Below are 20,758 nucleotides of genomic sequence, written 5' to 3' on the forward strand. Positions count from 1 at the left end.
TCGGTGCCGGCTGTTTGTTGCATCGCTAACCGAATCACGCATCGCACACCGATCTTTCGGTAAGCGATGCAGATTTCGGTTAGCGATGCGTAACCGCGAGGCGGGCTGCGGCTGGCAAGCGCCGCCGACGCTGCTATCTGGCGCAATTAGTCGCAAATCGCAGGTTTAGTCGCGATATAGCGCGACTAAACCCGCGAAACGCGACTAGATAGCCGCGAGCCGCGAGCCGCGAGCCGCGAGCCACCGCAGCGGCGCGCTATTTGCGGTTGCCGATGCGGCCGCGGAGCACGTCGATCCGCTTCTGGATCTGCTCGGTGCTGGCCTGGGCCACCGACGGGCCACCCGACACGCGGCGGAGTTCAGCGTGGATAACCCCGTGCGGCTCGTTGGAGTGGCGCGACCAGATCGACACGAGGCGGCTGAGCTCTTGACGCTGCTCTTTGATGGTCATGTAGAGGGGGCGCGATGTCTCCTCGACCACGGTGGGCAGGCCGGTCTTGGGCTGACGCTTCGAGCGGCCGGCCTGAGTCGCCTGGCGCTGACGGAGGAGCTCTCGCACCTGGTCGGGCTCGAGCAGTCCGGGAATGCCGAGAAAGTCGAGCTCTTCGAGACTGCCCACCTCGCTTGCCGTGCCGAACTCACCGCCGTCGTAGAGGACCCGGTCGAAGTTGGCCTGCGCGTCGAGAGCTTCGAAAGGCTGCTGCTCGAGGAGGCTCGACGCCTTCTCTTCGCGGTTGGCCTCGGCGACCATCGCGTCTTCCTCGGAAGTGAAGATGCCGTCGTCGGCGTTGGTCGGCCGGTCGAGAGCGTGGTCTCGTTCGAGTTCGAGCTGCCCGGCCAACGCCATCAACCCGGGCACGCTCGGGAGGAAGATCGACGCCGTTTCGCCGCGACGACGAGCTCGGACGAAACGCCCAACGGCCTGGGCGAAGAAGAGGGGCGTGGAAGCGGACGTGGCATAGACGCCGACCGCGAGGCGTGGCACATCGACGCCCTCGGATACCATGCGGACGGCGACCATCCAGCGCGAGTCGGAGGAGGAGAAGGCGCCGATGCGGTCGCTCGACGCTTTCTCGTCGGAGAGGACGACGGTGGGCCGCTCACCCGTGATCTTGGTGAGGATGGACGCATAGGCGCGGGCGGCGGTGGTGTCGGTCGCGATGACGAGCCCACCCGCGTCGGCGACGCCGCGGCGCACCTCGGTGAGACGCTTGTCGGCGGCCGAGAGCACAGACGCGATCCAGTCGCCCTGCGGTGACAATGCGGTTCGCCAGGCCTGGGCGGTGATGTCTTTGGTGACGTGCTCGCCGAGAGTAGCGCTCATCTCGTCGCCCATGCGGGTGCGCCAGCGCATGGCTCCGGCATAGGCCATGAAGAGCACGGGCCGGACGACGCCGTCAGCGAGAGCACGGCCGTAACCGTACGAGTAGTCGGACTGAGAGGTGCGGATGCCGTGCTCGTCGGGGGCGTACTGCACGAACGGGATCGGCGCAGTGTCGGAGCGGAACGGGGTTCCGGTCAGCGAGAGTCGCCGGCTCGCCTTGCCGAAGGCCTCGCGGATTCCGTCACCCCAGGTAAGGGCGTCGCCGCCGTGATGCACCTCGTCGAGAATCACGAGAGTGCGACCTGTCTCGGTGATCCTTTTCAGCACCTCGGGCTTCATGCCCACCTGCGCATAGGTGATGGCGACGCCGTGGTAGTGCCGACCGAAGGTGACATCGGCGTTCTTGAACATCGGATCGAGGCGGAGGTTGACGCGATCCGCCGCATCGGCCCACTGGCGTTTGAGGTGCTCGGTGGGGGCGACGACGACGATGCGATCGACGTCGCCGCGCGAGAGAAGCTCGGTGGCGAGGCGCAGAGCGAATGTCGTCTTACCGGCCCCGGGGGTCGCGGCGGCGAGGAAGTCTCGGGGCTCAGCGGCGAAGTACTTCTCGAGGGCCTCGGCCTGCCACGCGCGGAGTTTGCCCGCGGTGCCCCAGGCAGCTCGCTCGGGGAAGGCCGGCGACAGGTGTTCGGCGGCCGCCCGCCCGATTTCAGTGGGCTCCGGCCCGGAGGAGGTAGAGCCAGTGGGCTCCGGCCCGGCGAGGGCAGAGCCGGTGGGCTCGGGCCCGGCAAGCGCGGAGCCGGTCGGCGCAACCTCAGCGGGCTGCGGGCCGGATGCGCCGGGTTCGTCGAAGGTCGAGCCGCGGGGCTCGTCGGGGTCTGGTGCGGTGGCGATACTCACTTCTCTCCGATTTTAGTCGTCACCGGGAGCCGCCTACGACGCATCGGTAGCCGAGGCCCCTCGCTGGGCGGCGCCGTTCGTGTCGCGGTCGCCGCGCGAGATGCGCTTGGTCGAGCCCCCGAGCAGGCTCGCGCTTGTGACGCTGCCGGGCCCGAAGCGAGCTCGGAGCGCGTCCATCGTGGTCTCGGCCTCGCGCCAGTCCGCATCGTCGTCCCAGAGGCCGACGGCGCCGCCGGACGACCCCTCGAAGGCGAGCTGCTCCATGCGCACCCCCACGAGCCGGAGCGGCGTGGGATGCCGCGAGAGCGAGCCGGCATGCCCGCTCGTCTCGTACACTCCCCGGACCTCCTCGTAAATACGCCGCCCCAGGTCGGTCGGCTCGGCGAGCGTCTTAGAGCGGGTGATCGTCTCGAAGTCGCCGAAGCGCAGCTTGAGCACGACGGTTCGACCCGTCGCTCCGGCCGCTCGCAGCCGTCGGCCGACCTGGTCGCTCAACCGGAGGAGTTCGCTGCGAATGCGGTCGGCGTCGCCGACGTTCGACTCGAACGTGACCTCGTGGCCGACGCTCTTCTCTTCGCTCTCGGTCGTCACGTGCCGAGGATCGCGGCCCCAGGCGAGTTCGTGGATCTTCTGACCGCCGGCCGCTCCGATGGCTCTCACCAGCATGTCGAGAGGAGCCGCCGCGACGTCGCCGATCGTCGCCAGCCCGTAGCCCCGAAGCACTTCTTCGGTACGCCCGCCGACGCCCCACAGCGCGCTGATCGGCCGCGGATGCAGAAACGCCAGGGTCTCGCGATGCGGCACCAGCAGCAGCCCGTCGGGCTTGGCGACGCTCGACGCGAGTTTGGCGACGAATTTGGTCGAAGCGATGCCGATGCTGCAGTGCAGACCCGTCTCGGCGTGTACCCGCTGGCGGAGTCGAGTCGCGATCTCGTACGGCGTGCCGAGCAGGCGTAGCGAACCGCGCACGTCGAGGAATGCCTCGTCGATTCCGAGTCGTTCGACCAGGGGGGTGACGTCGTCGAACATCGACATGACCTGCTGCGAGTAGTGCTTGTACCGCTCGAAATGCGGCTCCAGGATGATCGCCTGGGGGCACTTGCGAAGGGCGATCGCCATGGGCATAGCCGAGTTGACGCCGTATTTACGGGCCTCGTAAGTGGCGGCCGTGACGACTGAACGCTGGGATCGATGGCCGACGACGACCGGTAGGCCGCGAAGCTCCGGCCGCTCGAGGAGCTCGACCGACGCGAAGAATGCGTCCATATCGACGTGGAAGATCGTCGCGGACGCATCGTCAGTGGGCTCAGCTGTGACCTGACGCCCGCTGCCGTCTTGCTTGCTCATCGATCACCTCCGGGGGCAATCCTCACACGGGCCACCGACATCCGATCGTCGAACGGGGCCGCCTCGGATCCTGCGCCCGAATTTGAAGGAGAAACGCCTGCACGCCGACGACGACATGCCGATCGGGAGCCCCCGCGCTCCGGTTTCTCCTTCAAATTCGGCAGGGGGGACGACAAGCGCGAGCTCAGCCGACGGGCCCCAACCAGCGCGCCGCCACCGTCGCGTGCGCCGAGTCGCTCGACGACGGGTGGAATCGCCCTGCCAGCACGTCGCGATAGAGCCGCCCCAGTTCCGAAGTCGAGCGGAACGAGGATCCGCCCGCCACCGTCACGGCACGGTCGACCACCCGGGCCGCCGTCTCGGTCGCCCGGACTTTCAGCCCGACGAGCTTCGGGAACCAGTTGACACCGTGGTCCACGAGCCCGTCGAGGTCGGCGGCGATCCGGTCGACCTGGGGCTCGAGTCCGTCGAGGTCGATGGCGGCGTCGGCGATCCGCCACCGCACGACGGGGTCGCTCGACGTCGGCAGCCCGGTGCGGCGCGAGTCGCGGGCGAGGGCGGAGCCCACCGCGAGGTCGAGAGCGCGCCGAGCGATCCCCCGATAGACGGCGGCGATCAGGGTCTCGAACGCCGCGAAGATGCCGAAGACGAACGGATCGGCGGAGGGGCCGACCGGAAGGATCCGCACCACCCGCGATGCGGCCACCGGGGCCTCGACCAAACGCGTCGTGTGGCTCTGCGTCGCCCTCATGCCGACGGTATCCCAGTCGTCGAGCGATTCGTGGCCGCCGTCGGCGCGGCGGAGGAAGCCGTGCACGATCGAGGGCGCCGCCGGATCCTCGTCGTTTCGACCGAAGACGCCAAGCCTCGTCCAGACCGGAGAGAGCGAGGTGAAGATCTTGGTGCCGGTGAACGTGTATCCGCCGTCGCCGGTCGGGGTGGCCGTCGTCACCGAGTCGAAGAGCACGAGGTCGTTGCCGGGCTCGCTGACTCCGAACGCGAAGATCTCTCCGGCGGCCGCGTCGTCGAGCACGAGTCGCAGGGAGTCGTCGCCGCGGGCCGCGAGCAGTGCCGCGGTGACTGTCCAGACGAGGTGCATGTTGACCGCCAGTGCGGTCGCGGGCGCCGCGGTGGCGAGTCGGCTCTGGAGGGCGGCGATCGCTTCCACGCCGAGCCCGAGGCCGCCGAGTTCGCGCGGGACGGCCGCCTTGAGGTACCCCAGCGCGGCGAGCTCGTCGAAGTCGTCGTGCGGAAACGCGTTGGCTTCGTCGTAGCCGGCCGCTCGCGCGCGGAATCGCTCGAGCAGGTGGTCGTCGAGAAGGGCAGAAGGATCCGCGATGGTCGCCATACGACAACGCTACGGTGGTTGCATGACACAAGCCCACCCGTGGTCCCGCTACGTCGCGATCGGCGACTCCTTCACCGAGGGAATCGGCGACCCGGATCCGGGGTCGACCGGCGGGCATCGAGGCTGGGCCGACCGCGTCGCAGAGGTGCTCGGGTCGACGGTCGACGACTTCGCGTATGCCAACCTCGCCATCCGCGGGCGGCTGCTGCAGCAGATCATCGACGAGCAGGCCCAGGCCGCGCTCGACCTCCGGCCCGACCTCATCACGGTCTCGGCCGGCGGCAACGACATCATCCGCCCCGGCACCGACCCCGATGAGGTCGCCTCCCGACTCGAGGGTCTCGTCGCGACGCTGTCATCTCAGGGGGCGACTGTCGTGCTCTTCAACGGGCCCGACATCGGGGCTACTCCCGTGCTCGGGCGCATTCGCGGCAAGGTCGCGATCTACAACGAGAACGTGCAGGCCATCGCTCTCCGGCACGACGCCGTCGTCGCGAACATGTGGGCTCTCCGCGAGCTCGCCGACAGCCGCATGTGGGCTCCCGATCGGTTGCACTTCTCTCCTCTTGGGCACCACCGGATCGCCCGGATGGTCCTGGCGTCGTTGGCTGTCGAGAACGATCTGCAGGAGTACGTGCTGCCGGATCCTGATCGTCGCCTGTGGCGCGAGGCCCGCCGCGAAGACATGGGCTGGGCGCGCGAGTACCTGGTGCCGTGGGTGCTGCGCCGGGTGCGCCACCAGTCGTCGGGCGACGGGCTCGGGCCGAAGCGGCCGGAGGCTGTCGCGGTGCTGTACCGCGAGAGCACGAACCGGGAGCAGTAGGCGCGAGCAGTCGCCACCGGCTGCGACCAGCGACCGGCGACCAGCGATCAGCCTTGCGACCTGACGACTTTCGGCCAACCTCGTGCGCCGCGGCGCTGTGACATCGGCCGATCCGCGCGAGGTCAGTTCCCGGCCACGGCCGCGACGCCCCGTAGCGCGGCTAGAAGACCAGCGACGGGTTCGTCAGCCGCCACCACGCGTCGGGCGCCGGAATCGGGTGGTCGAGCTCGAGCGGCACGGTCGTCGTCGTCTCGCCGATGGTGACCTCGAGGGTTCCGGCCCGGTCTCCGGTCGACGCCTCCGTGACGGGGTCGAGCGACGGGACGGCTCTCACCGCTGCCTTGCCGTAGACGAGCTTCGACACCGTCTTCGAGGCCACGGCGTGCGCATTCGCGCCCCATTCGGTCGCGTAGGTGCCGAAGGCGGTGCCCTCGGTGACGGCCGTCACGGTCTGGAACCCCGACTTCACGCTCGCCAGGAGCTTCTGGATGTCGGCGTCGAGTGAGTCGTGGTCGACTCCGCCGAGCATCACGCCGATGACGGTGACCTCTTTGCCCTCGATGGTCTCGCGCGAGGCGAAGAGCAGGCAGGCGCCGGCCTCGTCGAGGGTGCCGGTCTTGATTCCGACGACCGAGTCGATGCCGAGCAGCTTGTTGGAGTTCTCGACCGTGCCGACCGTCGGTATCTCGACCGACTTCGTCGACACGATCTTCGCCACGTCGGGGTTGGCGAGAGCGAGCTTTCCGATCTTCACGAGATCGGTCGCCGTCGACTGGTTCGCGGCGCTGAGGCCGGTCGGCTCGACGAGTCGGGTGTGGTCGAGGCCGTTCTTCTTCAGCCAGGCAGAGACGGCGTCGACGAAGGCGTCGTTGGAGCCGTAGGCCCAGTAGGCGAGGGCGCTCGCGTAGTTGTTGGCCGACTTGATCAGGGCGACCTGCAGAGTCTGCCGTTCGGTCAGCGTCAGACCCGTCGGCATGTCGGCCACCTCGCCGTTCTGGGCCAGGTAGCGCGCATACAGCGCGTGGTCGGAGGCCGTGAACGTGATCTTGGGGCCCTGAGAGCCGTCGAGGGGCTTCTTGTCGAGCACCACGAGTGCGGTGACGATCTTCGAGATGGAGGCGATCGAGCGCGGCTTGGCATCGCCCGAGGTCTTCAGGCTGTCGGTGAAGCCGACGGCCTCGACGGCGGTCGCGCCGTACGACGGGAACGACAGCGACAGTGATTTCTCGGCCGGTGCGGTGAATTTCGTGACGGTCGCCGAGGCCGGAGCGATCGGGGCGAGCAGCGTGGCCGGAACGTAGACGCCGACTGCTACGACGACGGCCAGGGCGAGAATCGTCAGGATCCGGCGCCTCACGTAGTGCGGACGACGCGCCGACCCGCGGCCCCGCGCTCCCCGGCTCATGCCTGGGCCCCGGGCCGCGCCGCGCCTGGGCGCAGTGCCCACAACACGACCGCCGAGGCCGCGGCGACGTTGAGGCTGTCGACGCCGTGGAGCATGGGGATCGTGACGACCGTGGTCGCGGCCTCGAGCGCCCGGTGCGACAGCCCGTCACCCTCGGTGCCGAACAGCATCGCGATCTTCTCGGGAGCCCGAGCGGCGTACTCGTCGAGGGTGACCGCATCGTCGCTGAGCGCCAGGGCGGCGATGTCGAAGTCGGCCTTGCGCAGCACTTCCGCCCCCTCCGGCCAGTCGGGCAGCCTGGTCCACGGCACCTGCAGCACCGTGCCCATCGAGACGCGGACGCTGCGGCGGTACAGCGGATCGGCCGAACGGGGTGTGACGAGGACGGCGTCGGCCCCGAGTCCCGCTACGGCGCGGAAGATGGCCCCGACGTTCGTGTGGTCGACGATGTCTTCGAGCACGACGACGCGCCGGGCGCCCTTGAGCACCGACTCGACGCTCGGGAGCTCGGGGCGGTGCATTGCGGCGAGCGCCCCGCGGTGCAGGTGGAAGCCGGTCAGTCGTTCGAGCACGTCGGACTCACCGACGAAGATCGGCCCGTCGTAGTCGGCGACGAGCGGCTCGATGTCGGCCAGCCACTTCTCGCTCAGGAGGACCGACCGGGGCACGTGGCCGGCGGCGAGCGCGCGCGCGATGACCTTCGACGACTCGGCGATGTACAGGCCGCCCTCGGGCTCGGTCTTGCGGCGCAGGGCCACGTCGGTGAGGCGGGAGTAGTCGGCGAGCTCGGCGGAGTCGAGGTCGGTGATGCGGGTGACGCGCAAGGAGGGCTCCCGGAAACAAAACGGCAAGAGAACGCGTTTAGGCTAACGTCACCCGCCTTTGAGGAGCCCCACCTATGGCGCAAGCCGCCACGCCCGACAGCTCGACCGACGGAGCCGCCACGCTCGATGAGGCCGTGCGCGTCCTCCGGGGGCGACGCCTCGCAGTGCTCACGGGCGCGGGGGTGTCGACCGATTCGGGGATCCCGGATTACCGCGGCGAGGGCGCGCCGGTTCGCCGCCCGATGACCTTCCAGCAGTTCAAGGGCGATACCGATCTCCAGAAGCGCTACTGGGCCGGCAGCCACCTCGGCTACCGCCACTTCGCCGCCTCCCGCCCGAACGACGGCCACCGCGCGCTCGCCGCACTGGAGCAGGCCGGTGTCACCAACGGTGTCGTCACGCAGAACGTCGACGGGCTGCACCTGCGGGCGGGGTCCTCGCGTGTCGTCGATCTGCACGGCACCGTCGACCGGGTCGTCTGCCTCACCTGCGGTCAGGCGTTCGCGCGCGAGACGGTCGCGCAGCGCATGGCCGAGGCGAATCCCTGGCTCGAGCGTCCCGACGAGATTCGCCTGAACCCCGACGGCGATGTCGACGTCGACGACATCGACGCCTTCGTGCTGCCGGTCTGCACCGTGTGCTCGGGTGTGCTGAAGCCCGACGTGGTGTTCTTCGGCGAGTTCGTACCGGTCGAGAGGTTCGCCGAGGCCCGGGCGATGGTGCAGTCGGCTGACGCTCTCGTCATCGCGGGGTCGAGCCTCGTGGTCAACTCCGGCATTCGGCTGCTCGAGACGGCCCTCCGCAAGAAGGCCCCGGTCGTCATCGTCAACCGGGGCGTCACGAAGGGCGACGCGCGCGCCGCGGTTAAGCTGAGTGCCGGCGCGTCAGAGACGCTGGCAGCCCTGGCCGAGCGGCTCATCGACGCGTAGTCTCGTCGAGGGGTGGTCGCACGGCCTCGCCGACACGAAGGACTCCCCCATGACACGGCTCTACCTCGTCCGCCACGGTGAGACCGATTGGAACAGGGCGCGAAGGATCCAGGGCTCGACCGACATCCCCCTGAACGACACGGGCCGGGCCCAAGCCCTCGACACCGCCCGCCTGCTCTCTCGCCGCTCGTTCGACCGCGTCGTCGCGAGCCCGCTCTCCCGTGCGCTCGAGACGGGTTCGATCATTGCGAACCACCTCGGGCTCGCCGAGCCCGAGATCGACCCCGGAATGATCGAACGGGACTACGGCGAGGCCGAGGGGTTCACGTTCGAAGACATCGCGCTGCATTTTCCCGATGATGCGCCGGTGCCCGGTCGGGAGCGTCGCAGTGTGCTTCGCGCCCGGGTCGAGGCCGCCCTGCTGGGGATCGCCGAGCGTCACCCCGGAGAGACCGTCGTGGTTGCGACACACGGCGCCGTGATCCGCGCCATCGTCAACCACATCTCACCCGAGACGTCGGCCGATCGTTCGGTGCCGATCCGCAACGGGTCGATCCACTCGTTCGACGTGATCGACGGCGCCCTGTCGCTGATCGCGTTCGACGATCCGATCGAGGTCGAGTCGGAGGCCGCGGGCCGCTACTCGTTCGAGTACCAGAACGCGCTCCAGGGTCGCGCCGACGCCTGACGCGGGCCGCGATCCGACGCGGATCGGCCAGAGCGACGTGGCGCGCCGCGTCGGTTCGGCCGATCCGCGTCAGCTCGCTGCCGGGCTAGCGTCGACCGACCCGCTCCAGCGCCTCGAGCAGCGTCGTCGCCGACGACTCCCAGCTGAACAGGGCGGCCTGCGCGACCGACGCTTCGGAGCGACGCGCCCACTCCCCCGGCTCGGCCAGCTTCAGCACGGCGTCCGCGATCGACGCCGGCGAGTCGGGGTCGAAGTAGAGCGCCGCCTCCCCGCCGACCTCACGGAAGATCGGGATGTCGCTGACGACAGCGGGGGTTCCGAGTGCCATGCCCTCGATGACCGGAATGCCGAAGCCCTCGGCCTTCGAGGCTGTGACGACCGCCGTGGCGCCCAGCAGCACGTCGCGGTACTCCTCGTCGCTCGCCCCGTCGTGGAACACCAGGGACCCGGGTGGGACGAGGCGTTCGAGTTCTTCGCGCTCGCGGTCGGAGACCCGGCTCATGAGGTGCAGGCGGTACCCGTCGAGGCGGAGCAAGGCTCGGGCGAGCGACCGGACGTTCTTGTACGGCATGAAGCTGCCCATGTAGACCAGGTTGCGGGCGGTGGGCTGGATCCTCGGTTCCGCCGTCTGCGGGTCGGCCGCGTTGTACACCACCGTCACCGGCTTCGACGTGAGCTGGTGTGCCGCGATCTCGGCCGCGGTGGTCTCGCTGACGGTCGCGATCTCGTCGGCCCGGTTCAGAAGCAGCCGCTGCGGCCACCAGGCGAGGTGGTAGAGCCGCCAGAGCAGGCGGATCGGCAGCGCGAACTCGGGCGGGGGTGTGCGGTTGGTGTAGTAGATGAGGTCGTGCAGGGTCAGCACGAGCCGGTAGCGACGGCCGAACGACCCCATCGTCTGCATGGGCGACCACACGACGTCGGGCTTCAGCCGGTTGACCTGGAGGGCCACCAGGGGTTCTCTCGGGCTCGTGGGGGCGCTGACGAGCTGGTGGGGTGTCTCGGGCAGCTTGTCGAGCTGACGGACGTCGTTGACCAGCAGCGTCACGTCGTGCCCTGCGGCACGAGCCAGCGGAACGAGAGCCGATGCCACCCCGGCCGTGAATCGGCTGATGCCGTCGTGCCGACCCACCCGCACATAGCGGCAGTCGACGACGAGGTGGAGCGGAGCGGTGGAGGTGCGGGTCATCGGAGGAAGTCCTGGATCGCGACCGCCGCCTCGCGGGGCTTCTCGTAGTGGATCAGGTGCCCGACCCCGCGGATCACGTCGAGCTGGGCATCGGCGAACAGGGTCTGCAGCTCGTACTGCGCGGGCAGCGCCGTGATGTCGTCGCGGTCGGCGGCCACCAGCAGAACCGGGACGCGGATGTCGCGCGCGTACGTCGACACGTCGCTCGACACCGATGCCTGGAACGCCTCGAGCACCACCTGCCTCGAGGCAAATCGCGAGAAGTAGACGTCGTGCTGGTCGTGCACCCAGGCCCGCAGAGCGCTCTGCTTGGTCTTGACCATGGCGAGACTCGCGATCCGGGTGACGAGACGGGAGCCGAGGATCCGATACCCCGCCCGCTCAGGCAGCCGCGCGCCTGCCCAGTAGTAGAAGACGGCGAGCCTCGTCAGCACGCCGCGGGGCCCCGAGAGCGCGGGAGCGGCGATCGGGTTGACGAGGATCAGCTTCGCGACGTCCAGCCCCGAGGCACACGCGGCGCTCGACACGATCGACCCGAAGGAGTGACCGAGCAGGACCGTCTCCGGGCCGAGGTCGAGAGCCCGGAGGAAACCGCGGAGCCATTCGGCGTAGGTAGCGACACTGTGCTCGCGACCCGTCAGCGCCTCGGACTCGCCGAAGCCCGGCAGATCGGGCGAGATCACCCGGACGCGCTCGCCGGGAGCATCGGGCCCCGCGAGGAAGGCGACTACGGGTTCGAGGCCGTGATGGTCGCCGCGGAAGCCGTGGACCGCCACGATCGTGGTCGGTGCGGCGGCATCGCCGTACACCCAGTAGTGCGCGGCTCGACCCCCGACCTCGACGAGGCCTCGCTCGGTGGGAATGGCTCCGAGCCGGTCGGCATAGGGCGAGGGGACTCTCGGTTCAGGCACGCGTTCAGTCTAGGCAGGCGAGTTTCGGCGAGTGGGCGAGTTTGGGCGGGTGGGCGACCGCCCGCCCTAGAGTAGAAGGACCGCTGCAAACGCGTTCGCGTGCCGATACCCGGTCAGCCCAACCCGCACAGTCGCAAGGAGAACGGTGAGCTTTACTGCCCCCATCCAAACGCCCGGACTCACCCTCGATCCGCAGTGGTATCGACGAAGCGTCTTCTACGAGGTGATGGTCCGCTCGTTCGTCGACAGCAACGGTGACGGCGCGGGCGACATCGCCGGTCTGTCATCGCGGCTCGACTACCTCCAGTGGCTCGGCATCGACGCGCTCTGGATGCCGCCCTTCTTCCAGTCGCCCCTCCGCGACGGTGGCTACGACATCTCCGACTACAAGGCGATCCTGCCCGAGTTCGGCACGCTCGACGAGTTCCGCGACCTGGTCACCAAGGCGCACGAGCGCAACATGCGCATCGTGATCGACATGGTGATCAACCACACCTCCGACGCGCACGACTGGTTCCAGCAGTCGCGAGAAGACCCCGACGGTCCATACGGCGACTTCTACACCTGGAGCGACACCGACGAGAAGTACGAGAACATCCGCATCATCTTCGTCGACACCGAAGAGAGCAACTGGACGTTCGACCCCGTCCGCCGTCAGTTCTTCTTCCACCGCTTCTTCTCGCACCAGCCCGACCTCAACTACGAGAACCCGAAGGTGCACGAGGCGATCTACGACGTCATCCGGCACTGGCTCGACCTCGGAGTCGACGGGATCCGACTGGATGCCATCCCCTACCTGTATCAGTCCGAAGAGGGCAACGGCGAGGGCGAGCCAGCCACGCACGAGTTCGTCAAGAAGCTCCGCGCCATGATCGACGAGGAGTACCCCGGTCGCATCATGATCGCCGAGGCCAACCAGTGGCCCCGCGAGGTCGCCGCCTTCTTCGGCACCGAAGACGAGCCCGAATGCCACATGGCCTTCGACTTCCCGGTCATGCCGCGCATCTTCTACTCGCTGCGCTCGCAGGATGCCGGCGAGCTGACCCGGATCCTCTCCGAGACGACCGACGTGCCCGAGAGCGCCGGCTGGGGGGTGTTCCTCCGCAACCACGACGAGCTCACCCTCGAGATGGTCAGCGAGGAGTACCGCCAGGCCATGTACGGCTGGTACGCCTACGACCCGAGAATGCGATCGAACATCGGGATCCGGCGGCGCCTCGCTCCGCTCCTCGACAACTCGCGAGCCGAGCTCGAGCTCGCCCACGCCCTCCTCTTCGCCCTCAAGGGCTCGCCGTTCCTCTACTACGGCGACGAGATCGGCATGGGCGACAACATCTGGCTCAACGACCGCGATGCCTCGCGCACACCGATGCAGTGGACGCCCGACCGTAACGCCGGGTTCTCGACCGCCGACCCGGGAAAGCTCTACCTGCCGACGATCCAGTCGCTCGTGTACAACTACACGCTCGTGAACGTCGAGAGCCAGCTCGCGCAGTCGCGGTCTCTCCTGCACTGGATCCGCAACGTGATCCACGTGCGGAAGGCGCACCCCACCTTCGGGCTCGGCACCCTGGACGTGCTTCCGACCAACCACGAGTCGACCCTCGCCTTCGTACGCTCGTACGCCGGATCGGGGACGCAGTTCGGCGACTCGGCGGAAGACATCCTCTGCGTGTTCTCGTTCGCGCACAACCCGACCTCGGTCACGGTCTCGGCGCCGCAGTTCGCAGGCCGGACCCTGTTCGACCTGTTCGGTGGGGGGCAGTTCCCGTCGTTCGACGAGAAGGGCGAAGTGACACTGACTCTCGGCACCCAGGCGTTCTTCTGGCTGCACGTCGGTGGGCCGGATACCGCGACCACGGATGACCAGGCGGCGGTGTCTGCCCAGGGCTGACGGTGGCTGGCTCTAGGCTTCTCGCGTGAGTGATGCAGCGATCAACGGTTCCGGTTCGAGCGACGAAGCCGGTGCCGCCGTCGGTGCGGTCGCCGGAGACGTGGAGATCGGGCCGGTCCCCGTCCGCTGGTGGGACGGCCTCGGGGTGTTCGACCTCGAGACCACGGGTATCGACGTCGAGACGGCGCGCATCGTCACGGCGCACGTCGGCGTGATCGACTCGACCGGGGCGTCGATCGCCGCTGGCGAATGGCTCGCCGACCCCGGCGTCGAGATCCCGACGCAGGCTTCCGCCGTGCACGGCATCACGACCGAGCGCGCGCAGGCCGAGGGGCGGCCCGCAGTCGAGGTCGTCGCCGAGATCATCGCGGCTCTTCGCGCCGTCTTCCTGCGAGGCATCCCCCTCGTCATCTACAACGCGCCCTACGACCTCACCGTGCTCGACCGTGAGGCTCGTCGCCACGGTCTCGAGCCACTGGCTGACGCCCTGGTCGACGGGTGCGTCGTCGATCCGCTCGTGATCGACAAGGCCGTCGACAAGTACCGCAAGGGCAAGCGGACACTCGAGGCGGCCGCCCAGTTCTACGAGGTCTCGCTGACCGACGCCCACGACGCTGGAGCCGACGCGGTCGCTGCCGGTCGCGTCGCGCAGGCCATGGCCCGCAAGCACCAGGCCACGCTCGACGTGCCGGCACCCGACCTCCATACCCTGCAGGTGGGTTGGTGTCGCGACCAGGCGGCCAGTTTCCAAGAGTTCAAGCGGCGCACCGACCCCACCTTCACGGCGTCCGGTTCCTGGCCGTCCCGCTAGACGGCTCGCGTCTCTCAGACGCGGTTCAGTAATATCGATGTAGGAGCGAAATACGTTCCGACAGCAGCGCGATCCCTTGGGGGCCACAAGCCTTGTTCCTGAAGACCTTCGGTTGGTCGCTTGTGATCACCGTCCTCGCCTTGGCCATTGCATTCCTCTACGGCGGGCCATCGGCCCTCGCCCTGGCGGCGATCCTGGGTGTTCTCGAGATCAGTCTCAGTTTCGACAACGCGGTCGTCAACGCTCGCATCCTCGAGCGCATGAGCCCGTTCTGGCAGCGCATCTTCCTGACGGTCGGCATCCTCATCGCCGTCCTCGGCATGCGGATCCTGTTTCCCCTCGTCATCGTGTCCGTCACCTCGGGGCTCAACCCGGTGGAGGCCGTGAAGCTGGCGCTCGAAAAGGGGTCGATCGAGACACCCGGCACTTACGCGTACATCCTCCACGACGCCCACCCGCAGATCGCCGCGTTCGGTGGCATCTTCCTGCTGATGATCTTCCTCGACTTCATGTTCGAGAAGCGCGAGATCCGCTGGATCGGCTTCCTCGAGAAGCCGCTGGCCAAAATCGGCCAGATCAACGCCGCCTCCGTGATCGTCGGGCTCGCCGGTCTGGTCGCCGCGTCGTTGGCCGCAGGCGACAAGCAGACGATCGTGCTCATCGCCGGTATCGCCGGAATGATCCTCTACTTCCTGGTCAACGGGCTCGGCGATCTCTTCGACGTCGGTGACGACGAGGTCGAAGAGGAGAACGGCGAGAGCGAACTCGACGCCGATTCCATCGACAAGCGGGCCGCCAAGGTCGGCGGAGGCAATCGCGAACTCGGCAAGGTCGTCGGCAAGGCCGCGTTCCTCCTGTTCCTCTACCTCGAGGTGATCGACGCGTCGTTCTCCTTCGACGGTGTCATCGGGGCGTTCGCCATCACGTCCGATCCGATCATCATCGCCCTGGGTCTCGGCCTCATCGGCGCCATCTTCGTCCGGTCGCTCACGGTGTTCCTCGTCCGTCAGGGCACACTCGACGAATTCGTCTACCTCGACCACGGCGCCCACTGGGCGATCGGTGCCCTCTCGGTGATCCTGCTCGTCACGATCACCACCGAGGTCAGCGAAGTGGTCACCGGTCTCATCGGAGTCCTCTTCATCCTCGCCGCGTTCATCACCTCGGTGATGCGCAACAGACGCCTTGCCGAGGCGGCCGACCATCCGGCCAAGTCCGTCTCCGTCTAGTCGAACATCCGGTCGGCCGACCGCCGACTCCCCCGCACCACCAATCAAAGGAGATCACGTCATGGGTTTGAGCCTCTCCAAGGGTCAGTCACTGTCACTCACCAAGTCCGACGGCGGTGCACTCAGCAAAGTCCGCATGGGCCTCGGCTGGGACAGCGCGGCACCCGTCAAGCGTGGTCTCTTCGGCCGCGGCAAGGCCGCCGAAGTCGACCTCGACGCGTCGGCCATCTACTTCGACCAGGCCGGGCAGCCGCTCGACAAGATCTGGTTCAAGCAGCTCAAGAGCACCGACGGCTCCGCTCAGCACACCGGCGACAACCTCACGGGTGCCGGCGACGGAGACGACGAGACGATCCTCGTCGACCTCACGAAGGTGTCGCCCGCCGTCGCCCAGATCGTCTTCGTTATCTCCAGCTACAGCGGCCAGACGTTCGACCTCGTGCAGAACGCGTTCTGCCGCCTGGTCGATGACTCGACAGCCGGCTCACCAGAGGTCGTCCGGTTCGAGCTCACCGACGCGGGTACGCACACGGCGATGGTGATGGCGAAGGTGTCTCGCGAAGGCGCGGGCTGGAAGTTCACGGCCGTCGGCAATCGTGCCGCCGGGCGTTCCGTTCTCGACCTCATCGCCCCGGCCGCCCAGGCGCTCTAGCGCGGGCATCCGCGTCACACCAGTCGAACCCGTTCCGCCGAAAGGATCACCATGGCCAGCCTGTCGCTCTCCAAGGGCAACAACCTCTCTCTGACGAAAGCGGATCCGGGGCTCAAGCGCGCCATGATCGGCCTCGGGTGGGATCCCCGGACGACCAGCGGGGCGGAATTCGATCTCGACGCGTCGGCCCTCCTCATCGGAGCCAACGGTAAGGTGCGGTCGAACGACGACTTCATCTTCTACAACCAGCTGCAGACCCCCAATGGGTCGGTGATCCACCAGGGTGACAACCGCACGGGCCTCGGCGACGGAGACGACGAGCAGATCCTCATCGACCTGTCGCTCGTCGAGGCCGACGTCCAGCGAATCGTCATCACGGTCACCATCGATCAGGGAGACGTGCGCGGGCAAAACTTCGGCCAGGTGCGCGACGCCTTCTGCCGGGTCGTGAACGAAGACAGCCAGCAGGAGATCGTCCGGTACGACCTCAGCGAAGACGCCGCCGCCGAGACCGCGATGATCTTTGCCGAGATCTACCGGAACGGCGCTGAGTGGAAATTCAGGGCCGTGGGCCAGGGTTATGTGACGGGCCTGCGCGGAATCGCGACCGATTTCGGCATAGTCCTCGACTAGCTCTGGCAAGCACCACCAGCCAACCAGCCACTCAGGCCGACGAGCGATCCGACGCTCGTCGAGACACAGACCATCAGCACCTCGAAGGAGCATTCGAAATGGCCGGACTCACGCTCGAAAAGGGCAACAACCTCTCGCTCACCAAGACGAGCCCCGGGCTCACCGTCGCCACCGTCGGCCTCGGCTGGGATCCCCGCACTACCTCGGGCGAGGAATTCGACCTCGACGCTTCCGCCCTGCTCGTCGGCGCCGACGGCAAGGTCCGCTCGTCCGCCGACTTCATCTTCTACAACCAGAAGAAGTCGGCGAACAGCTCGGTCGAGCACCTCGGCGACAACCGCACGGGTGAGGGCGACGGCGACGACGAGCAGATCATGATCGACCTCAAGAACGTCGAGGCCGACGTGACGCGAGTCGTCATCGCGGTCTCGATCGACAAGGCCGACGAGCGTCGCCAAAACTTCGGTCAGGTGCGAGCCGCGTACTGCCGTGTGGTCGACCAAGACAACACCGAGATCGTTCGCTTCGATCTGAGCGAAGACGCAGCGCCCGAGACCGCGATGGTCTTCGCCGAGGTCTACCGCAACGGCTCGGAGTGGAAGTTCAAGGCCGTCGGCCAGGGCTACACGACCGGCCTCGCCGGCATCGCAGCCGACTTCGGCGTCAACCTGGGCTAACGCGCCCGTCCATTCCCGATCCCTTCCACTCGACGAGGATTCCCCGTGGCAGCTCCCCTCACTCCCCCTGAAGACACCGGCGGCGAAGCCGGTCTGGTGCTGCGCGCTCCCGACGCACCCGAGATCGTCACCGCAGACGACGCGCCGGGCATGGTTCCCGTGCCGGCTGAGCGTCAGACCGAGATTCAGCGGCAGGCGCGAGAGTTCGTCGCCGAGGTGGCGTCCCTGGATCCTCGGTCCCCGCAGTTCACCGAGAAGGTGGAGGGCATCTCGGCGATCGCCAGCACCGAGATGACGACCTCGGGGTCGTTCTCGTCGCGCATGCTGGAGCGCTCCTCGACCTCCGTGGCGGGGTCGAAGCGGAGCGGGTCGAGCTCGCAGGTGAAGGTCGCCGCAACACTCGGAGACCTCCGGTCGACGGTCGAAGACCTCACGCCGAACCAGGCCGACCTGGGCGTCGGCCGCAAGATCCTCGGCTTCATCCCCGGCGGCAACAAGCTGGCGAAGTACTTCCAGAAGTACGAGTCGGCTCAGACCCAGCTCGACGCGATCATCAAGTCGCTCATGTCGGGTCAAGACGAGCTCCTCAAAGACAACGCGTCGCTCGCGGGCGAGAAGGTTCAGCTGTGGGAGACGATGCAGCAGCTGAGCGAGTACGCCGTGTTCGCCAAGGCACTTGACGCGGCCACGGTCGAGAAGATCGACGCGATGCGCTCGTCGGGCAAGATCGACGAGGCCTCGAAGCTCGAATCCGACGTGCTATTCACCGTGCGCCAGAGGCACCAAGACATTTTGACGCAGCTCGCCGTCTCGGTGCAGGGCTATCTCGCGATGGACCTCATTCGCAAGAACAACGTCGAGCTCATCAAGGGCGTCGACCGGGCACGCACCACGACCATCGCGGCCCTGCGCACGGCCGTCGTCGTCGCTCAGGCGCTGGCCAACCAGAAGATGGTGCTCGATCAGATCGACGCCATCAACACGACGACCAACAACATGATCCTGCAGACGAGCGAGATGCTGCGCGATCAGACGACCCGGATTCACGAGCAGGCGTCGAGCTCGGGCGTGAGCGTCGAGACGCTGCAGAAGGCATTCGACAACGTCTTCGCGACGATGGACTCGATCGACACGTTCCGCGCCCAGGCGGCCACGAACATGGCCGGAACAGTCGCGGCACTCGAGACGGGTATTCAGCGTGCTCGGCCCTATCTCGAGCGCAGCCGTCAGAGCGAGGGCACGGAGCCCGGCGCCATCGGCACCGGTCGCTCCTGAAGCCCGGCCCGGCGCCGAGAGTCCGCTCAGCGCAGGGGCCCGGCACAGAAGAGACAACAGCACGAGAAATGACGGCAGAGAGGTGAGGCGCTGATGCGGCGATTCGTCGAGGCGATCTTCGGCCGGCCAGCTGTGCCGGTCGACGACTCCCGACCCGCCGAGGCCGTCGAGACCGAGGCGCAGCGCACCGCCCGGGCACTGGCCGACTTCCAGGCTCTGGTACGCCGGTCGGGCCGAGACCTGCCGACGCTGGTCTCGTCGCAGCTCGGCCAGATCGCCGACCTGCTCGGAGTGGTCGTCGCTGCGGCGGCCTCCGAAGACGCGTCGACCGAGCAGCGGTACCTGCTCGACGCGATGGTCGGCGACTATCTGCCGACGCCGGTGCACACCTACCTCGCGCTTCCCAGCGACGATCGCCGGGAGTCGAGCAGGGCCACCGGGATCCTCGTCGACCAGCTGACTCTGCTCGAAGAGACCATCCGCGATCTGCTCAACCAGATCCGCACCGGAGCGATCGCCGAGCTGTCCACGCACGGCCGGTTTCTCGCCGCCAAGTTCGACGGACCCGAGCTCACGCTCGCGCCCTCCTCCGAGAACGCCTGATGGCGAGCATCGTCGCCGGCGGCAATGCCGCGCTCACCGCCGAAAACCCCGGCCTCGACGAGGTCGTGGTCGGCCTCGGCTGGGATGTCATCCCCAGCCGCGGCCCACAGTCCGAACTGACGGCCATGGCGCTGCTCCTCGGTGCCGACGGCAAAGCTCTCTCGAACGAGCACCTCGTCTACTTCAACCAGATCGAATCGGCCGATGCCTCGGTGGCGTTCCTCAGCGACGACGACGATGACGAGATCGACGTCGACCTCGCGCACGTGCCACCGGCCGTCGACACGATCATGTTCATCGTCTACGTCGACCCCGACGTGCGTGGCCCCGGCAGCTTCGCCTCCGTACGGTCGGCGCACATCCGGGTGGCTCGACGCGACGGGTCCGAGCTGGTTCGCTTCGACCTCTCGACCATCGACGACAAGGCCATCAACGCGCTGCTGTTCGGCGAGCTGTACCGCCACCGCGACGAGTGGAAATTTCGGGCCCTGGGCCAGGGGTACCGCACCGGCCTCACCGGGGTCGCCAAAGACTTCGACGTCTCGATCTGACCGTGACCTCGCCCGTTCGTGACGACCTCCCGTTTCTGAAGCGCAGGATCCGGCCCGCCGTCACTCCCCCGACCCCGCCCGCGCCCCCTGCCGCTCGCCCCGCCTCCCCCGCGATGTCGCACCCCGTGGTCCGTTCGGCGCCGTCCCGCACGGCCCCTGCAACCCGCGTCGCTCCGCCCGCGGCCCCGCCGCGGCCCCCGCTCCGCACTCCGAGCCGATCCACCCGCTCCCGCCTCTTTCCCGCTCCCGCCGTGTCGGGTCGCGCTGAACTCGACGCGGAGAGCCCGGTCGCCCGTCTCGACCTGCTGCGGTCGTCGATCGGCACGCTCCTCGTCGAGGGGGCGACGGAAGTCGTCTGGGAGTCGACCGACCTCGTCTCGGGCACGGCCGCGGTCTCGGGTGAAACCACCGGCACCGTCGTCATGACCGCCGGCAATCGCCCTCTCGTAGGCTTCCACGGCGATCTGGCCGCGGTGACTCTCCGCCACGTCCGCGAGTTGCGTCGCGCGCTGTTCGTCGGTGGTTCGGGCCGCAGCATGGGCATCCGGCTGGTCGACGGTTCGGTCGTGACGGCGTCGAGCGACGGCGCCGGGCCGACGGTGGTCCTGCTCCTCGTCATCGACGGCGTCATCGAGCTCCGGGTCGCCAGCGCCTCGAGGGGCGATTCGTCGTCTGCCGTTCACGCGGAGTTCGGCTTCGAGGTCGCGGAGCGGTTCGACTTTCTCAGCCGAGATACCTGAGAATC

20 protein-coding genes are annotated in these 20,758 nt (G+C 68.0%); 13 read left to right on the forward strand and 7 right to left on the reverse strand.

What is annotated here, in order from left to right; genetic code table 11:
* Nucleotides 1–256 precede the first annotated feature (256 nt).
* The 3 genes from EDF39_RS13035 to EDF39_RS13045 all read right to left on the reverse strand — a co-directional run bounded on the left by EDF39_RS13035 (nucleotide 257) and on the right by EDF39_RS13045 (nucleotide 4,922).
* The gene (locus EDF39_RS13035) at nucleotides 257–2,035 is read right to left on the reverse strand and encodes a DEAD/DEAH box helicase (RefSeq protein WP_123944222.1); all 1,779 of its coding nucleotides are present in this window, start codon (nucleotides 2,033–2,035) and stop codon (nucleotides 257–259) included.
* Nucleotides 2,036–2,260: 225 nt separating this feature from the next.
* On the reverse strand, nucleotides 2,261–3,574 hold the full coding sequence (gene dinB / locus EDF39_RS13040) for a DNA polymerase IV (protein ID WP_123943777.1): 1,314 nt from the start codon (nucleotides 3,572–3,574) through the stop codon (nucleotides 2,261–2,263).
* Nucleotides 3,575–3,758: 184 nt separating this feature from the next.
* A complete protein-coding gene (locus tag EDF39_RS13045) occupies nucleotides 3,759–4,922 on the reverse strand; it encodes an acyl-CoA dehydrogenase family protein (RefSeq protein WP_123943779.1) in 1,164 nt (387 codons plus the stop codon).
* Between the two features lie 22 nt (nucleotides 4,923–4,944).
* Here EDF39_RS13045 and EDF39_RS13050 point away from each other — a divergent pair, with 22 nt between their 5' ends.
* Entirely contained in the window at nucleotides 4,945–5,745 is an 801-nt protein-coding gene (locus EDF39_RS13050; protein WP_055957681.1) for an SGNH/GDSL hydrolase family protein, read from the forward strand.
* Between the two features lie 160 nt (nucleotides 5,746–5,905).
* Here the strand turns inward: EDF39_RS13050 and EDF39_RS13055 are convergent, their stop codons facing one another.
* Together EDF39_RS13055 and EDF39_RS13060 are read right to left on the reverse strand one after the other, a co-directional pair.
* On the reverse strand, nucleotides 5,906–7,150 hold the full coding sequence (locus EDF39_RS13055) for a D-alanyl-D-alanine carboxypeptidase family protein (protein ID WP_123943781.1): 1,245 nt from the start codon (nucleotides 7,148–7,150) through the stop codon (nucleotides 5,906–5,908).
* On the reverse strand, nucleotides 7,147–7,974 hold the full coding sequence (locus tag EDF39_RS13060; protein ID WP_123943783.1) for an RNA methyltransferase: 828 nt from the start codon (nucleotides 7,972–7,974) through the stop codon (nucleotides 7,147–7,149). Before EDF39_RS13060 ends, EDF39_RS13055 begins: the two co-directional genes overlap by 4 nt.
* Nucleotides 7,975–8,048: 74 nt before the next feature.
* Here EDF39_RS13060 and EDF39_RS13065 point away from each other — a divergent pair, with 74 nt between their 5' ends.
* Both EDF39_RS13065 and EDF39_RS13070 read left to right on the forward strand, forming a co-directional pair.
* Nucleotides 8,049–8,903, forward strand: coding sequence for a Sir2 family NAD-dependent protein deacetylase (locus tag EDF39_RS13065; RefSeq protein WP_123943785.1), 855 nt, complete (start codon nucleotides 8,049–8,051; stop codon nucleotides 8,901–8,903).
* A gap of 49 nt (nucleotides 8,904–8,952) precedes the next feature.
* On the forward strand, nucleotides 8,953–9,591 hold the full coding sequence (locus EDF39_RS13070; RefSeq protein ID WP_123943787.1) for a histidine phosphatase family protein: 639 nt from the start codon (nucleotides 8,953–8,955) through the stop codon (nucleotides 9,589–9,591).
* A gap of 85 nt (nucleotides 9,592–9,676) precedes the next feature.
* Here the strand turns inward: EDF39_RS13070 and EDF39_RS13075 are convergent, their stop codons facing one another.
* Together EDF39_RS13075 and EDF39_RS13080 are read right to left on the reverse strand one after the other, a co-directional pair.
* Nucleotides 9,677–10,777, reverse strand: a complete 1,101-nt coding sequence (locus EDF39_RS13075; RefSeq protein WP_123943789.1) for a glycosyltransferase family 1 protein — start codon at nucleotides 10,775–10,777, stop codon at nucleotides 9,677–9,679.
* Nucleotides 10,774–11,688, reverse strand: coding sequence for an alpha/beta fold hydrolase (locus EDF39_RS13080; RefSeq protein ID WP_123943791.1), 915 nt, complete (start codon nucleotides 11,686–11,688; stop codon nucleotides 10,774–10,776). The genes EDF39_RS13075 and EDF39_RS13080 overlap by 4 nt, the downstream gene beginning before the upstream one ends.
* Nucleotides 11,689–11,833: 145 nt before the next feature.
* On the opposite strand from EDF39_RS13080, the gene treS reads away from it, so the two are divergent.
* From treS to EDF39_RS13130, 10 genes are all read left to right on the forward strand, one after another.
* Entirely contained in the window at nucleotides 11,834–13,582 is a 1,749-nt protein-coding gene (treS, locus tag EDF39_RS13085) for a maltose alpha-D-glucosyltransferase (RefSeq protein ID WP_055957706.1), read from the forward strand.
* Nucleotides 13,583–13,682: 100 nt separating this feature from the next.
* Nucleotides 13,683–14,393 (forward strand): exonuclease domain-containing protein, encoded by a 711-nt coding sequence (locus EDF39_RS13090; protein WP_199726218.1) that lies wholly within the window; start codon nucleotides 13,683–13,685, stop codon nucleotides 14,391–14,393.
* A 92-nt stretch (nucleotides 14,394–14,485) separates the two neighbouring features.
* Complete coding sequence (locus tag EDF39_RS13095; protein WP_123943793.1) at nucleotides 14,486–15,622, forward strand: DUF475 domain-containing protein; 1,137 nt, start codon at nucleotides 14,486–14,488, stop codon at nucleotides 15,620–15,622.
* 61 nt (nucleotides 15,623–15,683) lie between these two features.
* The gene (locus EDF39_RS13100) at nucleotides 15,684–16,274 is read left to right on the forward strand and encodes a TerD family protein (protein WP_123943795.1); all 591 of its coding nucleotides are present in this window, start codon (nucleotides 15,684–15,686) and stop codon (nucleotides 16,272–16,274) included.
* A 51-nt stretch (nucleotides 16,275–16,325) separates the two neighbouring features.
* Nucleotides 16,326–16,907 carry a TerD family protein gene (locus EDF39_RS13105; protein ID WP_055957713.1) on the forward strand — a complete coding sequence of 194 codons (582 nt, stop codon included), beginning with the start codon at nucleotides 16,326–16,328 and terminating at the stop codon, nucleotides 16,905–16,907.
* 98 nt (nucleotides 16,908–17,005) lie between these two features.
* Nucleotides 17,006–17,584 carry a TerD family protein gene (locus EDF39_RS13110; protein ID WP_055957718.1) on the forward strand — a complete coding sequence of 193 codons (579 nt, stop codon included), beginning with the start codon at nucleotides 17,006–17,008 and terminating at the stop codon, nucleotides 17,582–17,584.
* 45 nt (nucleotides 17,585–17,629) lie between these two features.
* Nucleotides 17,630–18,859, forward strand: a complete 1,230-nt coding sequence (locus EDF39_RS13115; RefSeq protein ID WP_199726210.1) for a toxic anion resistance protein — start codon at nucleotides 17,630–17,632, stop codon at nucleotides 18,857–18,859.
* Between the two features lie 93 nt (nucleotides 18,860–18,952).
* A complete protein-coding gene (locus tag EDF39_RS13120; protein ID WP_123943797.1) occupies nucleotides 18,953–19,462 on the forward strand; it encodes a hypothetical protein in 510 nt (169 codons plus the stop codon).
* Nucleotides 19,462–20,013: a TerD family protein gene (locus EDF39_RS13125; protein WP_055957723.1), complete on the forward strand. Its 552-nt coding sequence runs from the start codon at nucleotides 19,462–19,464 to the stop codon at nucleotides 20,011–20,013. Before EDF39_RS13120 ends, EDF39_RS13125 begins: the two co-directional genes overlap by 1 nt.
* 2 nt (nucleotides 20,014–20,015) lie before the next feature.
* Nucleotides 20,016–20,753 carry a hypothetical protein gene (locus EDF39_RS13130; RefSeq protein WP_123943801.1) on the forward strand — a complete coding sequence of 246 codons (738 nt, stop codon included), beginning with the start codon at nucleotides 20,016–20,018 and terminating at the stop codon, nucleotides 20,751–20,753.
* The last annotated feature ends 5 nt before the right edge of the window (nucleotides 20,754–20,758 follow it).

The organism is Frondihabitans sp. PhB161, from assembly GCF_003814635.1.
Taxonomy (GTDB): domain Bacteria; phylum Actinomycetota; class Actinomycetes; order Actinomycetales; family Microbacteriaceae; genus Frondihabitans.

Coding starts and splice junctions, on each gene's coding strand:
- EDF39_RS13055 (WP_123943781.1), bottom strand. CDS start 7,150: ATGAGCCGGGGAGCGCGGGGCCGCGGGTCGGCGCGTCGTCCGCACTAC.
- EDF39_RS13100 (WP_123943795.1), top strand. CDS start 15,684: ATGGGTTTGAGCCTCTCCAAGGGTCAGTCACTGTCACTCACCAAGTCC.
- EDF39_RS13070 (WP_123943787.1), top strand. CDS start 8,953: ATGACACGGCTCTACCTCGTCCGCCACGGTGAGACCGATTGGAACAGG.
- EDF39_RS13045 (WP_123943779.1), bottom strand. CDS start 4,922: ATGGCGACCATCGCGGATCCTTCTGCCCTTCTCGACGACCACCTGCTC.
- dinB (WP_123943777.1), bottom strand. CDS start 3,574: ATGAGCAAGCAAGACGGCAGCGGGCGTCAGGTCACAGCTGAGCCCACT.
- EDF39_RS13110 (WP_055957718.1), top strand. CDS start 17,006: ATGGCCGGACTCACGCTCGAAAAGGGCAACAACCTCTCGCTCACCAAG.
- EDF39_RS13125 (WP_055957723.1), top strand. CDS start 19,462: ATGGCGAGCATCGTCGCCGGCGGCAATGCCGCGCTCACCGCCGAAAAC.
- EDF39_RS13065 (WP_123943785.1), top strand. CDS start 8,049: ATGGCGCAAGCCGCCACGCCCGACAGCTCGACCGACGGAGCCGCCACG.
- EDF39_RS13050 (WP_055957681.1), top strand. CDS start 4,945: ATGACACAAGCCCACCCGTGGTCCCGCTACGTCGCGATCGGCGACTCC.
- EDF39_RS13120 (WP_123943797.1), top strand. CDS start 18,953: ATGCGGCGATTCGTCGAGGCGATCTTCGGCCGGCCAGCTGTGCCGGTC.
- EDF39_RS13105 (WP_055957713.1), top strand. CDS start 16,326: ATGGCCAGCCTGTCGCTCTCCAAGGGCAACAACCTCTCTCTGACGAAA.
- EDF39_RS13075 (WP_123943789.1), bottom strand. CDS start 10,777: ATGACCCGCACCTCCACCGCTCCGCTCCACCTCGTCGTCGACTGCCGC.